Origin of the sequence: Nocardioides sp. Leaf285 (assembly GCF_001422955.1) — a bacterium.
Lineage (GTDB): Bacteria > Actinomycetota > Actinomycetes > Propionibacteriales > Nocardioidaceae > Nocardioides > Nocardioides kribbensis.
This window is the reverse complement of record NZ_LMNH01000001.1, coordinates 1,042,747-1,056,658: the sequence shown is the minus strand read 5'-3', so window position 1 is coordinate 1,056,658 and position 13,912 is coordinate 1,042,747. Positions and strand designations below refer to the sequence as shown.

The 13,912-nt window shown below is 71.5% G+C and carries 11 protein-coding genes; 1 reads left to right on the top strand and 10 read right to left on the bottom strand.

The features are described from left to right. Nucleotides 1–6: 6 nt before the first annotated feature. The 10 genes from ASF47_RS04865 to ASF47_RS04820 all read right to left on the bottom strand — a co-directional run bounded on the left by ASF47_RS04865 (nucleotide 7) and on the right by ASF47_RS04820 (nucleotide 12,499). Complete coding sequence (locus ASF47_RS04865; RefSeq protein ID WP_056862773.1) at nucleotides 7–567, bottom strand: hypothetical protein; 561 nt, start codon at nucleotides 565–567, stop codon at nucleotides 7–9. A 22-nt stretch (nucleotides 568–589) separates the two neighbouring features. Next, nucleotides 590–1,966, bottom strand: coding sequence for a replication-associated recombination protein A (locus tag ASF47_RS04860; protein ID WP_406603383.1), 1,377 nt, complete (start codon nucleotides 1,964–1,966; stop codon nucleotides 590–592). After that, complete coding sequence (locus ASF47_RS04855; protein WP_056862772.1) at nucleotides 1,953–3,176, bottom strand: ABC transporter ATP-binding protein; 1,224 nt, start codon at nucleotides 3,174–3,176, stop codon at nucleotides 1,953–1,955. The genes ASF47_RS04860 and ASF47_RS04855 overlap by 14 nt, the downstream gene beginning before the upstream one ends. Further along, nucleotides 3,176–4,273 carry an ABC transporter ATP-binding protein gene (locus ASF47_RS04850; RefSeq protein ID WP_056862771.1) on the bottom strand — a complete coding sequence of 366 codons (1,098 nt, stop codon included), beginning with the start codon at nucleotides 4,271–4,273 and terminating at the stop codon, nucleotides 3,176–3,178. Before ASF47_RS04850 ends, ASF47_RS04855 begins: the two co-directional genes overlap by 1 nt. Nucleotides 4,274–4,284: 11 nt before the next feature. Then, the gene (locus tag ASF47_RS04845) at nucleotides 4,285–5,307 is read right to left on the bottom strand and encodes an ABC transporter permease (protein ID WP_228943334.1); all 1,023 of its coding nucleotides are present in this window, start codon (nucleotides 5,305–5,307) and stop codon (nucleotides 4,285–4,287) included. Between the two features lie 267 nt (nucleotides 5,308–5,574). Further along, complete coding sequence (locus tag ASF47_RS04840) at nucleotides 5,575–7,338, bottom strand: ABC transporter substrate-binding protein (RefSeq protein ID WP_056862770.1); 1,764 nt, start codon at nucleotides 7,336–7,338, stop codon at nucleotides 5,575–5,577. Nucleotides 7,339–7,426: 88 nt separating this feature from the next. After that, nucleotides 7,427–8,458, bottom strand: a complete 1,032-nt coding sequence (locus tag ASF47_RS04835; RefSeq protein ID WP_056862769.1) for an ABC transporter permease — start codon at nucleotides 8,456–8,458, stop codon at nucleotides 7,427–7,429. Nucleotides 8,459–8,616: 158 nt separating this feature from the next. Next, entirely contained in the window at nucleotides 8,617–10,407 is a 1,791-nt protein-coding gene (gene aspS / locus ASF47_RS04830; RefSeq protein WP_056862768.1) for an aspartate--tRNA ligase, read from the bottom strand. After that, nucleotides 10,404–11,765, bottom strand: coding sequence for a histidine--tRNA ligase (hisS, locus tag ASF47_RS04825; RefSeq protein ID WP_056862767.1), 1,362 nt, complete (start codon nucleotides 11,763–11,765; stop codon nucleotides 10,404–10,406). The genes aspS and hisS overlap by 4 nt, the downstream gene beginning before the upstream one ends. Before the next feature lie 5 nt (nucleotides 11,766–11,770). Further along, nucleotides 11,771–12,499: an MBL fold metallo-hydrolase gene (locus ASF47_RS04820; RefSeq protein ID WP_056862766.1), complete on the bottom strand. Its 729-nt coding sequence runs from the start codon at nucleotides 12,497–12,499 to the stop codon at nucleotides 11,771–11,773. A gap of 141 nt (nucleotides 12,500–12,640) precedes the next feature. Between ASF47_RS04820 and ASF47_RS04815 the strand changes: the two genes are divergently transcribed. Next, nucleotides 12,641–13,870 carry a DUF349 domain-containing protein gene (locus ASF47_RS04815; protein ID WP_056862765.1) on the top strand — a complete coding sequence of 410 codons (1,230 nt, stop codon included), beginning with the start codon at nucleotides 12,641–12,643 and terminating at the stop codon, nucleotides 13,868–13,870. Nucleotides 13,871–13,912 lie beyond the last annotated feature (42 nt).

Below are 13,912 nucleotides of genomic sequence, written 5' to 3'. Positions count from 1 at the left end.
CCCGCCTCACGCCGCGGGCTCCCGCGAGAGGTCGAGGCCGGCGCGCTGCCGGGCCTGCGCGGCGCGGCGCGCCTCCCGCTGGTCGGTGCGGCGCTGCTTGCGGGCGCGCTTGACCTCGCGGCGCATCTCCAGCCGCACCCGGTGTCGCACCTCGGGGCCGAGGGCGCGACGCACGCCGGCGGCCAACGAGGCGGCCTGCACGACCGACTCGCGCAGCACGAGGTCGGCGAAGAGGGGCGCGTCGGGACGGGCGGCCGGCGACGTGCCGTCGGCCCGTGCCGTGGTCTCGTCGACCACGTCGTCGGCGCCGAGGTGGGTGATGACGAACTCCTCCTCCGCCGCCCGCGCCCGCGCCGGGGCGTCGAGCGCGACGAGACGGCGCTCCAGGACCTCGAGGCGCTCGCGCAGCTGCGCGGTCGCCGCCCTCGCCTCCGCCTCGGCCCGCTCCGCGGAGCGTCGTACGCCGCGCAGCGCCAGGCCGGTCGCGACCAGGGCGGCGAGCAACAGCACGCCCAGAGCGAGGACCACCGCCAGCGCCCACCCCGGCGTGCTCCACTGCTGCGTCATGGTGACCGACCCTATCGCGGGGTCAGCGGCCACGAGCGCGGCCCCGCACCAGCCGCTTGATGCGCTCCCAGCGCTCCTTCACGGCGGCCTCGGCGCCGTGGTCGGTGGGCTGGTAGTAGCTGGCGTCGGCCACGACGTCGGGGGCGTACTGCTGCTCGGCGATGCCGAACGGGGCGTCGTGGGCGTAGACGTAGGACGTGCCGTGGCCCAGCTTCTTGGCGCCTCCGTAGTGGGCGTCGCGCAGGTGCGAGGGCACGGGCCCGATCCTGCCCGCCTTCACGTCGGCGCTCGCGGCGGCGATCGCGGTGGTGACGGCGTTGGACTTCGGGGCCACCGCCAGCGCGATCGTGGCGTGGGCGAGGTTGAGACCCGCCTCGGGCATGCCGATGAGCTGCACGGCCTGGGCGGCGGCCACCGCGGTGGTCAGCGCGGTCGGGTCGGCCAGGCCGATGTCCTCGCTGGCCAGGATGACCAGGCGCCGGGCGATGAAGCGCGGGTCCTCCCCCGCCTCCATCATCCGCGCCAGGTAGTGCAGCGCGGCGTCGGCGTCCGACCCGCGCACCGACTTGATGAAGGCGCTGGTGACGTCGTAGTGCTGGTCGCCCTGGCGGTCATAGCGCACCGCGGCCCGGTCGACCGCGGTCTCGGCCGTCGCGAGGTCGACGACGCTCGTGCCCCGGGCGGCGGCGGCGCCGGTGGCCGCCTCGAGGTAGGTCAGCGAGCGCCGGGCGTCGCCGCCGGCGAGCCGCACGAGGTGGTCGAGGGCGTCGTCGTCGACGGTGAAGCGCCCGCCCAGCCCCCGCTCGTCGGTGAGCGCGCTGCCCATGACCCCGCGCACGTCGTCGTCGCTCAGCGACTCCAGGCGCAGCAGCAGGCTGCGCGAGAGCAGCGGCGAGATGACGCTGAAGAAGGGGTTCTCCGTGGTCGCGGCGACCAGCGAGACCCAGCGGTTCTCCACCCCGGGCAGCAGGGCGTCCTGCTGGGCCTTGCTGAAGCGGTGCACCTCGTCGACGAAGAGCACCGTCTCCGCGCCGCCTCGGGCCAGCTCGGCGCGCGCGGCGTCGATGGCCGCGCGCACCTCCTTGACCCCGGCCGAGACCGCCGAGACCTCGACGAAGCGGCGGTCGGTGGACTGGCTGACGATGGAGGCGATCGTCGTCTTGCCCGTGCCGGGCGGCCCCCAGAGCAGCAGCGACAGGGAGCGCTGGTCGTCGATCAGCTGGCGCAGCGGCGACCCGGGCTCGCGCAGCTGCTGCTGGCCGACCAGCTCGTCGAGCGTGCGCGGGCGCATCCGCACCGCCAGCGGCGCGGCCATGCCCTGCTGGGCCGACAGCGAGCCGCCGCCCCCTCGGGGAGGGGACGGCGGACCGGTGTCGAAGAGGCCCTCAGGCTCGGCCAAAAGTCCTGGTGTCCAGGTCGAACCAGGTGTCGTCGTAGCCCGGCTTGTCGGTGAGGTCGGGGCTGGGGCTCGCCCCGGGGTCGGGGTTGCCCTGGTGGTCGACGCCCAGCATGCCCGCGGTGAGCGGCTCGTTGGGGTGCTGGCCCAGCGCGCCCGGGAAGTGGCAGGCGACCTTGTGCTTCTTGCCGATCTGCAGCAGCGGCGGCTCGAGGCGCGCGCAGATGTCCTGCGCGATGGGGCAGCGGGTGCGGAAGCGGCAGCCCGAGGGAGGGTTGATCGGGCTCGGCACGTCGCCCTCGAGCTGGATCCGCTCGCGGCGACCCCCGATCGCGGCCTGCTTCACGTCGGGCACCGCGGAGAGCAGCGCCTGGGTGTAGGGGTGGCGCGGCTGGTTGTAGATGCTGTCGCGGTCGCCGATCTCCACGATCTTGCCGAGGTACATCACGGCGACCTCGGGGCAGAAGTGGCGCACGATGGCCAGGTCGTGGGCGATGAAGAGGAACGCCACCCCGAACTCGCGCTGGATGTCCTGGAGCAGGTTGATGACCTGGGCCTGGATCGACACGTCGAGGGCCGAGACCGGCTCGTCGGCCACCAGCAGCTTCGGGTTCAGGGTCAGCGCACGGGCGATGCCGATGCGCTGGCGCTGGCCGCCGGAGAACTCGTTGGGGAAGCGGTTGTAGTGCTCGGGGTTGAGGCCGACGATCTCGAGGAGCTCCTTGACCCGCGGCAGCACCTGCTTCTCGGGCACCACGTTGTGGATGCGCAGCGGGGTGCCGATGATCGAGCCGACGGTGTGGCGGGGGTTCAGCGAGGTGTAGGGGTCCTGGAAGATCATCTGGATCTCGCGGCGCAGCGGCTTGAGCTTGCGCTCGGGCACCGAGGCGATGTCCTCGCCCTCGAAGCGGATGTGGCCCGCGGTCGGCTCGTAGAGCCGGGTGATGAGGCGACCGGTGGTCGACTTGCCGCAGCCCGACTCCCCCACCAGGCCCAGCGAGCCGCCGGCCTTGACCTCGAAGGAGACACCGTCGACGGCCTGGACGTCGCCGACCTTGCGGTGGATGAGCCCGGAGGACTTCACCGGGAAGTACATCTTGAGGTTCTCGACCGACAGCAGCGTGCGGGCGTCCTCGGGGTTCTCCGACGCCGCGTGCGCCGCGACGGGCTCGGGACGGGTGGCGAGCTGGTCGCCGTTCTCCGTGGTGGACATCAACGCTCCTCGTCGACGAGATCAGGCGCGATCTCAGGCAGGATCTCGGTCTGGTAGATGGCCTCGGGGTCGGCGAGGTGGCACCGCTTGAGGTGGCCCATCGACCGGTTGCCGGGCACCAGCTCGGGCAACGTGGTGGTGCACAGGTCGCCGGGCACCTTGTCGCGGTGGGTGCACCGCGGGTGGAACGCGCAGCCGGTGGGAGGGTTCAGCAGGCTCGGCGGGTTGCCCGGGATCGGGATCAGCTTGGCGGAGGTGTCGCCCACGACGTCGGGCACGCTGGACAGCAGCCCCCAGGTGTAGGGCATCTCGGGGTGGGTGAGGATCTCCTTGGTCGGGCCGTACTCCACGCCCCGACCGGCGTACATCACCAGGGTGTCGTCGGTCATCTCTGCCACCACGCCGAGGTCGTGGGTGATGATGATGACCGCGGAGTTGAACTCGCGCTGGAGGTCCTGGAGCAGGTCGAGGATCTGCGCCTGCACGGTCACGTCGAGGGCCGTGGTCGGCTCGTCGGCGATCAGCAGCGACGGGTCGTTGACCAGGCCCATCGCGATCATCGCCCGCTGGCGCATACCGCCGGAGAACTGGTGGGGGTAGGAGTCGACGCGCTGGTCGGGCTGCGGGATGCCGACGCGGTCGAGCATCTCGACGGCCCGCTTGCGCGCGACCTTCTTGCTGACGTCGTGGTGCACGCGGTAGGCCTCGACGATCTGGGCGCCGACCGTGTAGTAGGGGTGCAGCGCCGAGAGCGGGTCCTGGAAGATCATCGAGACCTCCCGACCGCGCAGACCACGCATCTCCTTCTCGCTGAGCTGCAGCACGTCCGTGCCGCCGACGCGGATCTGACCGCTCACCTGCGCGTTGGAGCCGTGGAAGAGGCCCATGATGGCCGAGCTCGACACCGACTTGCCGGAGCCCGACTCCCCCACGATGCCGAGGGTCTTCCCGCGCTCGACGGAGTAGCTGAGGCCGTCGACGGCCTTGACGACGCCGTCGCTGGTCGGGAAGTGGACCTTGAGGTCCTCGACCACCAGCAGCGGCTCGCCCGCCCCCGCCGGGCGGGGTGCCGGACCGGTCTGGGTCGTGGCAGACATCGAGGTGCTCCTTATCCGAGCCGGACGCGGGGGTCGATGACCGCGTACAGCATGTCGACGATGATGTTGGCGGTGATCACGATGGCGGCGACCAGCAGCACGATCCCCACGATGAGCGGGAGGTCGAAGCGGGCGATCGCGGTCACCGACAGCTTGCCGACACCGTTGTAGTTGAAGACCGACTCCGTGATGATCGCACCACCGAGCAGGCCGGCGAGGTCGAGCCCCGACAGGGTCACCAGCGGCGTGAGCACGGCCCGCAGGGTGTGCTTGCCGATGACCGTGCGCTGGGGCAGCCCCTTGGCCCGGGCGGTGCGGATGTAGTCCTCGGTCTGGGTCTCGAGCACGAAGGCCCGGGTGATGCGGATGTAGCCGGCCATGTAGACCAGGGCCAAGGTGATCGCCGGGAGCATCAGCGAGGAGGCCCAGGCGAACACGCCCCCGTCGGCGATCGAGGTGTAGGCGGGTTTGTCCACCAACCCCCATCGGATCGCGACGTAGGTCAGGAAGATCTGCCCGACGAAGAACGTGGGGAAGGCGAAGGCGATCAGCGAGACCGCCACGATGCCGCGGTCGAGCACGCGCCCCTTGAACAGTGCGGCGACCACGCCGAGGAGGACGCCTCCGATGATCCAGATGACGAAGGCCGCGAGCGCCAGTGACACCGAGACCGGGAGCTTGTCGGTGATGAGGTCCCGCACGTTCTCGCCGTAGCCGGTGGAGTAGCCCAGGCAGGGGGCGTCGCACTCGGTGACCAGCTCCGGGGCGGCCTCGCGCAGGGCCTCGTCGTCGGGGAACTCGCGACCCACGACGACGCCCTCGGCGAACTTGGCCCACTGGGTCGTGATCGGCTCGTCGTAGCCGAGCGCCGCCTTGGTCTGCTCGAGCTGCTGGGCCGTGCACTTCTGCCCGCACGCGTAGCGCTCAGGGGTGCTGGAGCTGGCGTAGAACAGGAGGAAGGTGACCATGCTCATCACGACGAGCAGCAGCGCACCGCTGAACAGGCGTCGAAGGGCGTAAGCGAACACGTTCACCTCAGGAGTTCTCGTCGGTACGCGACGCGGCGGTGACCGCGTCGTGCGAGGGGCCGGGCGGTGGCCCGGCACGCGGCAGGAGTGCCGCCTCGCGGGACCGTGCGGCCCCGCCCCCTGATGGGGGGTGGGACCGCACGGTCGGTGCGTGTCGTCGACACGCGGTGCTGCGGGTGGTGCCGTCACCCGGGAGCGGCGGCGGCGGTGCTGCGGTGGTGCTGCGGTGGTGCTGCGGTGGTGCTGCGGTGGTGCCTGCTCAGGGAGCAGGGGTCACTGCGCGTCCTCGGCCACGGCGATGACGCCGAGGTCGGGGTAGCCGCTCGTGGACACCGAGTTCACGTAGTTCTCGATGCCCGAACCGCGCAGGTAGTAGAAGTTGGTGGTGTCGAGCGGGATGTAGGCGACGTCGTCGGCGAGGAGCTGGTCCAGCTGGCCCCACAGCTCGTTGGCGGCGTCGAGGTCGGTCTCGGCGAGCGCCTCGTCGATGAGGGCGTTGGCCTCGTCGCTGTCGTAGTTGCCGTAGTCCTGGCCGTTGGAGTTGGCGGTCAGGTTGATGCGGCTGTCGAACAGCGGCGGCAGGACCGTCGAGATCGAGGGCCAGTCAGCACCCCAGCCGCCCCAGATCAGGTCGGACTCGGAGTCGGGCTTCTGGATGGTCTCGTAGTACGGGCCCGAGGGGTCCAGACCGTCGAGGGTGACGTCGAACCCCGCCTGGTCGTAGGTCTCCTTGAGCGCGGCGAACGCGTTCTGGGAGGCCTCCGAGCCGATCGGGTAGGTCAGGGTGATCGGGTACGGCGTGTCGACGCCGGCCTCCTCGAGCAGCGCCTGGGCGCCCTCGATGTCACCGCCCTCCTCGGAGCCGAAGGTGTCGAGGGGCTGGTGGCCCGGCACGTCGGGGCTGACGATGGTCAGCGCCGGCGACGAGGCGTTCTCCCCGCCGAGGGCGCCGATGTAGGCCGCGCGGTTGGTCGCGAGGGCGAGGGCCTGGCGGACCTTGACGTCCTCGATCTGGTTGAAGTTCGGCACCAGGTAGTTGGTGAACGGCGACTGGATGTTGACAGCGCGCTCGGCGACGTCGCCAGTGATCTCGGGGTACTGCGCCGCCGTGACGTTGGTGGCCGCGATCGCGGTGGTGTCCTCGCCCTGGTCGGCGATGAGGCGCTCGATGATCGTCTCCGGCTCGATGCCGACCTCGAAGGTGATCTCGTCGAAGTTCGCCTGGCGGTTGGTGTCCTCCTCGCCGTCCCACTCGGGGTTGCGCACGAAGGTGCCGCCGGAGTCCTCGTCCCACTCGCCGTCGAGCATGTAGGGGCCGCTGGAGAAGGGCACCAGGTCGGAGCGGTCGCCCTTGTCCTGGTCCTCGCGCACCGGGTCGAAGGCGCGCAGCGAGGCGATGGCCAGCGGGAAGTCCGGCCACGGCTTCTTGAACTTGTAGGTGATGGTGTTGCCGTCGCAGGAGACCGCCTGGTCGAAGAGCTCCTGGCCCTCACCGGTGTAGGGGCCCTTGTACTGCGAGGAGCCGTCGTCGGCGGTGGGGACGTCGAGGTAGCCGATGATGTAGTTCGGGCCGCCGGTGATGACGTCGGTGGCGAAGGTGCGCGACGCGCCGTAGGCGAAGTCCTCACACGTGATCGGCTCGCCGTCCTGCCAGACCGGGCCGTCCTTCAGCGTGAACTGCCACTCGGTGGCGTCCTCGTTGGAGGTGCCCGTGTCGGTGGCGAGGTCGGCGATCGGGGTGGTGCCCTCGGTGGCGTCGGTCGTGCCGCTGGGGAACTGCACCCAGCTGCGGTAGACCAGGCGGCCCAGGTTCGAGATGTCACGACCGACGTAGACGCGCTGGGGGTCGAGGTGCTCGGTGACCGACGTCTGCAGGTAGGTGATGGCGCCACCCTTGGTGGCCTCGGTCACCTCCTGGTTCGACTGGTCGCTGACGTCGTCGCCGCCGCCACCGCTGCCGCCGCCACAAGCGGCGAGGCTGGCCGCGACGACCGCGGACGACGCCAGGGCGACGAAACGCTTCGGGGTCCTACCCATGTGATTTCTCCTTGTGTTCTCGCCGGGGTCGGCGCGTCTTTCCTGCGGAAAGTCCTGGGGCGGGCTCGCACCCGCCGGGGAGGTCGGCTCAGCGACCGGCCTTCGGGTCGAGCGCGTCGCGCGCGCCGTCGCCGAGGAGGTTGAACGAGATGACGATGGCGGCGATGAAGATCGCGGGGGCGAAGAAGAAGATGGGGTCGGTGCTGGCGTAGAGGAGTGCGCCGCGCAGCACGTTGCCCAGGGTCGGCGTCGGCGCCTGGATGCCCACCCCGAGGTAGCTGAGGGCGGCCTCGGCCGAGACGTAGGCCGGCATCAGCAGCGTGAAGTAGACGAGGATCGGGGCCCAGAGGTTGGGCAGGATCTCCTTGAAGTAGATCCGCCGGCGCGAGGCGCCCATGAGGCGGGCCGCGTCGACGAACTCCCGCTCGCGGATCGACAGCACCTGCCCGCGGATGAGTCGCGCCACCGGCGGCCAGCCGAAGGCCGAGAGCACCAGCACGATGTAGAGACCGTTGACGAAGGCTCCGTCGGGGCCGTTCGGCACACCGATGTCGCGCATCCGGTCCACGACCACGCCCGAGAGCGCGAGGAGCATGAGCGTGCTGGGGAAGGACAGCGTGAGGTCGATGAAACGACCGATGACACCGTCGACCACGCCGCCGGTGAACCCCGCGATGATCCCCAGCACGGTGCCGATCATCACGGTGATGATGGCCCCGGAGACGGCGATCGTCATCGAGAGCGTCATGCCCAGGAGGATCCGGGAGAGCAGGTCGCGTCCCGTGCCCGGCTCGACACCGAGGGGGTGCGACAGCGACACCCCGCCCGCGGGGCCGATGGGCAGGCCACCGCTGATCAGGTCGACCAGGTCGGGGTTGAAGTCCTGCGGCTTGAGGACACCGATCCACACCAGGATCGGCGTCGCGATGGCGGTGACCGTGAAGAGCACGACGACGAGGAAGGCCGCCATCGACAGCTTGTCCTTGCGGAAGCGGGCCCAGGCCAGCTTGGCCGGCGAGCGGCCCTCCACCGCGACCCGGCCCTCGGCCTGGTCGTCTCCCTGGGGCTCGTGGAACTCCGAGTCGCCGGGCTGCTCCACGCTCGATGCCGTCAGGCTCACCGAGTCACCTCTCCACTACGAACACTGGACACGGTGCAGGGCCGGAGCCCTGCGCCGCGAGCGACTCTATGTGCTCGGTGCCCCACCGACGGTCAACCGCGAGTAACGATCTGGTCTCGGCAGTCGAGACGGCTCGCCGGTGGGGCGCGTCCGGTGGATCAGGCCTGGGCCGGGACGTCCTTCGTGGGCGGGCCGTCGACACCGGCCTCCTTGCGCTGCTCGGCGGTGATGGACGCAGGCGCCGCGGTGAGCGGGTCGAAGCCGCCGCCGGACTTCGGGAAGGCGATGACGTCGCGGATGGAGTCCGACCCGGCGAGCATCGCGCAGATGCGGTCCATGCCCACGGCGATGCCGCCGTGCGGCGGGGCGCCGTACTTGAAGGCGTCGAGCAGGAAGCCGAACTTCTCCTGGGCCTCCTCCTCGCTGAGGCCCATGACGGCGAAGACCCGCTTCTGGACGTCCTCGCGGTGGATACGGATCGACCCGCCGCCGAGCTCGTTGCCGTTGCAGACGATGTCGTAGGCGTAGGCCAGCGCGCTGCCGGGGTCGGTGTCGAAGGTGTCGGCGAACTCCGGCTTCGGGCCGGTGAACGCGTGGTGCACCGCCGTCCAGGCACCCGCGCCCACGGCGACGTCGCCGCTGGCCACCGCGTCGGAGGCCGGCTCGAACATCGGGGCGTCGACGACCCAGGTGAAGGCGAAGGCGCTCTCGTCGATGAGGCCCCCGCGGCGGCCGATCTCGAGGCGGGCGGCGCCGAGGAGCGCCCGGCTGGGCTTGGGTGCGCCGGCGGCGAAGAAGATGCAGTCGCCGGGCGCGGCGCCGACGTGGGCGGCCAGGCCGGCCTTCTCCTCGTCGGTGATGTTCTTCGAGACCGGGCCGGTCAGCGAGCCGTCGTCCTGCACCAGCACGTAGGCCAGGCCCTTGGCACCGCGCTGCTTGGCCCAGTCCTGCCAGGCGTCGAGCTTCTTGCGGGGCTGGCTCGCCCCGCCCGGCATGACCACGGCACCGACGTAGGGCGCCTGGAAGACGCGGAACGGCGTGTCGGCGAAGTAGTCGGTGCACTCCACCAGCTCCAGGCCCATGCGCAGGTCGGGCTTGTCGGAGCCGTAGCGTCGCATCGCGTCGGCGTAGGTCATGCGCGGGATCGGTCGCGGGATGTCGACGTCGATGAGCTTCCACATGGCGGCCAGCACGTCCTCCATGAGGGCGATGACGTCCTCCTGGTCGACGAAGCTCATCTCGATGTCGAGCTGGGTGAACTCCGGCTGGCGGTCGGCGCGGAAGTCCTCGTCGCGGTAGCAGCGCGCGATCTGGAAGTAGCGCTCCATGCCGGCGACCATCAGCAGCTGCTTGAACAGCTGCGGGCTCTGCGGCAGGGCGTACCAGCTGCCGGGCTGCAGGCGGGCGGGCACCAGGAAGTCGCGGGCGCCCTCGGGGGTGCTGCGGGTCAGGGTCGGGGTCTCGACCTCGACGAAGCCCTGCGCGTCGAGCACGTCGCGGGCGGCCTTGTTGACCTTGCTGCGCAGGCGCAGGGCGGCGGCGGGGCCGGCGCGGCGCAGGTCGAGGTAGCGGTGGCGCAGTCGCGCCTCCTCCCCCACGTCGCCCGAGCCGTGGCCGGTGTCGTCGATGGGGAAGGGCAGCGGGGCCGCGGCGTTGAGCACCTCGAGGTCGGAGACGATCACCTCGATCTCGCCGGTCGGCAGACCGGGGTTGGCGTTGCCCTCGGGGCGCGCGGCGACCTCGCCGGTCACCTTGAGGCAGAACTCGCTGCGCAGGCTGTGGGCGACGTCCTCGTCGCGCACGACGACCTGGACCACGCCGCTGGCCTCGCGCAGGTCGAGGAAGGCCACGCCGCCGTGATCGCGTCGGCGGGCCACCCACCCGGCGAGGGTGACGGTCTGGCCGACGTGCTCGGCGCGCAGGGCGCCGGCGTCATGGGTGCGGATCACTTCGTCATCTCCTGTGGGTCGTGCGAGGTCACCTGCGGTCGCAGGTCCTCGTGGGGCGGGGTCCAGGCGGCGGGGTCGGCCGTCACCTGCTCCCCGGATCGGATGTCCTTGACCTCGTGGCCGCCCTCGGCGGTGGTGAACCACACGAAGGGGATGCCACGGCGCTCGGCGTAGCGGATCTGCTTGCCGAACTTCTGCGGGCTGGGCGAGACCTCGCAGGCGACGTCGCGCGCGCGCAGGGCGTCGGCGACGGCCTCGCTCGCGGCGCGCGCCTCCGGGGCGTCGTCGACCAGGGCGACCAGCACGGCGCTGGGCACCGAGCGGTCGGCCACCAGGCCGGTGCGCGAGATCAGCGGCACCAGCACCCGGCTGACGCCCAGCGAGATGCCCACGCCGGGGTAGGTGGTGCGGCCGTCGGTGGCCAGGGCGTCGTAGCGACCGCCGGAGCAGATCGAGCCGAGCGCCTCGTGGCCGCGCATGCGGGTCTCGAAGACCGTGCCGGTGTAGTAGTCGAGGCCGCGCGCGATCCTCAGGTCGGCGACCACCTCGACACGGGGGCCGACCAGGCCCGCGCAGCCCTCGACGACGGCCGCCAGCTCGGTGAGACCCTCCTCCAGCAGCGGGTGCTCGACGCCGAGCTCGCGCACCTGCTGCACGAAGGAGGTGTCGGTGCTGGAGATCTCCGCGATGGCCAGGCAGCGACGGGCGAGGTCTGCGTCGAGCCCGCCCTCGACGAGCAGGGCGGCCACGGCCTCGGGCGGCTGCTTGTCGAGCTTGTCGACCGCCGTCATGGCCGGGGCGGGGTCGTCGAGGCCCAGGCCGAGGAAGTAGCCCTCGAGGAGCTTGCGGTTGTTGACCTGGAGCCGGAAGCCGGGCAGGAAGTCGATGCGGCGCAGCGCGTCGAGCATCACCCGGGCGACCTCGACGTCGTGGTGGAACGACAACGTGTCGCGCCCGACCACGTCGATGTCGGCCTGCGTGAACTCGCGGTAGCGGCCGTCCTGGGGGCGCTCACCGCGCCACACCTTCTGCACCTGGTAGCGGCGGAAGGGGAACTCCAGCCTGCCGGCGTTCTCGACGACGTAGCGCGCGAAGGGCACGGTGAGGTCGAAGTGGAGGCCCAGGCCGGCGTCCTTGCCGCCCTCCTGCTCCTGCAGGCGACGCAGCACGTAGACCTCCTTGGAGGTCTCGCCCTTGGTCAGCAGCTGGTCGAGCGGCTCGACCGCGCGGGTCTCGATGCCGGCGAAGCCGTGCAGCTCGAAGACGTGGCGCAGGGTGTCGACCACCTGCTGCTCGACGACGCGCTGGGCAGGCAGCAGCTCGGGGAACCCGCTGAGCGGGCGGATCTTGGCGTTCATCGGCTCTAGAGACCTCGGGTGACGCGGGCCGGGCCGTCGGTGTCGCCGTCGGCCAGGTCCAGCAGGTAGGGGTTGGTGGCGCGCTCGCGCCCGATGGAGGTCTGCTCGCCGTGACCGGGGAGCACGACCACGTCGTCGGCCAGTGGCAGCACCTTGCTGGCGAGGCTGCGCAGCATGGTCGGGTGGTCGCCGCCGGGCAGGTCGGTGCGACCGATCGAGCCCGCGAAGAGCAGGTCGCCGGAGAACATGACCTCGGAGACGTCGGGCTGCCCCGCCGCGGCGGCGTACGGCGTGCGGAAGGTGACCGATCCGGCGGTGTGGCCCGGGGTGTGGTCGACGACGAAGCGCAGGCCCGCGAGCTCGAGGTGCTGGTCGTCGGCGAGCTCGCGCACGTCGTCGGGCTCGGCCCACTCGTAGGACTGCCCGAGCAGCATCCGGCTGGTCTCGGGCGACATGCCGGCCATCGGGTCGCTCAGCAGGTGGCGGTCGGCCGGGTGGATCCAGGCGGTGGCGTCGTAGCCGCCGGCGACCGGGGCCACGCACCACATGTGGTCGAGGTGGCCGTGGGTGACCAGGACCGAGACCGGCTTGAGGCGGTGCTCGCGCACGACCTCGGCGACGCCGTCGGCGGCGTCCTTGCCGGGGTCGACCACGACGCACTCCGCCCCGGGCCCGGTGGCCACGACGTAGCAGTTCGTGCCCCAGGGGCCTGCGGGGAATCCGGCGATCAGCACGCCCTCACCCTAGCGAGGCTCCCGGGCCCTCGTCGCACCGGTTTGGCGGGCGCCTCGGCCCCCGCGGCCACGGTCTGACTAGCATGGGGCCTCGCGTCCACCGAGTGACCACCGAGTGACACCGAGACCGAGGGAACCGCAGTGACGAGCGAGCAGTGGGGCCGCGTCGACGACGACGGCACCGTCTACGTGAAGACCGCCGACGGGGAGCGCTCCGTGGGGCAGTACCCCGAGGGCACGCCCGAGGAGGCGCTGACCTTCTTCACCGAGCGCTTCGCCGCGCTGACCTTCGAGGTGGAGCTGCTCGAGCAGCGCATCAAGTCGGGGGTGATGTCGCCCGAGGAGGCGACGGAGTCCCTCGGCAAGGTGCGTGCGCAGGTCACCGACGCCAACGCCGTCGGCGACCTCGCCTCCCTCGAGGCCAGGCTCGACGCGCTCGCCCCGGTGCTCGAGCAGCAGCGCGAGGCCCGGCGCGCCGAGAAGGCGCAGCGCTCCGCGGAGTCGAAGGCGGCCAAGGAGAAGCTGGTCGCGGAGGCCGAGAAGCTCGCCGAGGGCACCGACTGGCGCAACGGCGCCAACCGCCTGCGCGACCTGCTCGAGCAGTGGAAGGCGCTCCCCCGCATCGACCGCGCCTCCGACGACGCCCTGTGGCGCCGCTTCTCCACCGCCCGCACGGCCTACACACGCCGCCGCAAGAGCCACTTCGCCGAGCAGAACGAGAAGCGCGAGTCGGCGCGCGTGGTCAAGGAGCGGCTGGCCACCGAGGCCGAGGCGCTCGCCGACTCCACCGACTGGGGCCCGACGTCGGGCCGCTACCGCGACCTGATGCGCGACTGGAAGGCCGCCGGCCCCGCGCCCAAGGACGCCGACGACGCGCTGTGGAAGCGCTTCCGCGGCGCCCAGGACACCTTCTTCGGCGCGCGTGACGCCGCCAACGCCGCGCTCGACCAGGAGTTCGCCGGCAACGCCGTCGTCAAGGAGCAGATCCTCGTCGAGGCCGAGGCGCTCGTGCCGGTCACCGACCTCGACGCCGCCAAGCGCACCTTCCGCGACCTCGCCGACCGGTGGGACGCCGCCGGCAAGGTGCCGCGCGACCGGATGAAGGAGCTCGAGGGCCGCATGCGCGCGGTCGAGCAGGCCATCCGCGGGGTCGAGGACGACCAGTGGAAGCGCTCCGACCCCGAGAAGTCGGCCCGCGCCTCCGACATGGTCGCCAAGCTCGAGTCGGCCATCGCCCAGGTCGAGGCCGACCTGGAGAAGGCCCGCGAGAAGGGCGACCAGAAGAAGGTCGCCGACCTCGAAGACAACCTGGCCTCGCGCCGGCAGTTCCTCGACATGGCCCGCCGGGCCAGCGCCGACTTCTCCGGCTGACCTCGGTCGGCCCCGGCTGAGCGCGGGGGCCGACGCGTCCTA

Bases quoted from the DNA above. Each gene is read 5' to 3' on its own strand.
- ASF47_RS04865 (WP_056862773.1), bottom strand. From the start codon at position 567: ATGACGCAGCAGTGGAGCACGCCGGGGTGGGCGCTGGCGGTGGTCCTC.
- ASF47_RS04855 (WP_056862772.1), bottom strand. From the start codon at position 3,176: ATGTCCACCACGGAGAACGGCGACCAGCTCGCCACCCGTCCCGAGCCC.
- ASF47_RS04850 (WP_056862771.1), bottom strand. From the start codon at position 4,273: ATGTCTGCCACGACCCAGACCGGTCCGGCACCCCGCCCGGCGGGGGCG.
- ASF47_RS04840 (WP_056862770.1), bottom strand. From the start codon at position 7,338: ATGGGTAGGACCCCGAAGCGTTTCGTCGCCCTGGCGTCGTCCGCGGTC.
- hisS (WP_056862767.1), bottom strand. From the start codon at position 11,765: ATGAACGCCAAGATCCGCCCGCTCAGCGGGTTCCCCGAGCTGCTGCCT.